This window comes from Vibrio sp. R-1 (assembly GCF_035615595.1).
GTDB lineage: Bacteria > Pseudomonadota > Gammaproteobacteria > Enterobacterales > Vibrionaceae > Vibrio > Vibrio cholerae.
The window spans coordinates 1-435 of sequence record NZ_WPDC01000321.1 but is presented as its reverse complement, the minus strand read 5'-3'; the positions used below and the strand labels follow the sequence as shown (position 1 = coordinate 435).

General features: G+C 36.6%; 1 protein-coding gene. It reads left to right on the top strand.

Features of this window, described 5'->3' with window-relative positions:
* Positions 1–14 precede the first annotated feature (14 nt).
* Positions 15–434 carry a hypothetical protein gene (locus tag GOU96_RS18330; protein ID WP_069730953.1) on the top strand — a complete coding sequence of 140 codons (420 nt, stop codon included), beginning with the start codon at positions 15–17 and terminating at the stop codon, positions 432–434.
* Position 435 lies beyond the last annotated feature (1 nt).

Sequence of the window (435 nt, the reverse complement as noted above, 5' to 3'; positions counted from 1 at the left end):
CTTAGGAGGATTTTATGAAATTGGCAGTTGGAATTTCATTATTTTTGGCCATTTTTACAGGAGTTGCTAATGCAAGTGAGCCTGTGAAAATTAACCTTTATGCTGAGAGTGATGGTTTTTGTGTATTACGTGCAAGTAAAGATATTTTCCAAGATTCTACTCAAGGGCAGGATGAATTATATGAAGTCAAAGTGGGCAGGGTCGGAGTATTACAACGATACGATAATCGAGAAGAGTTATCTCTAACTTGCCAGTACTTCATTGAGCCAGAGGCGTTAAAAAAACAACTATCATTTTGTGCTTTGGGAAGTACATCTGTTAATAGTTGTGCCGTTTCTGAAAATCAAAAAACATATTGGTTTGATGGTAGAGATTACAGTGAGAATGCTAAATTTCGTTCGATAACATGTAGCTTTTCGTGCCAAGTCGATTAAC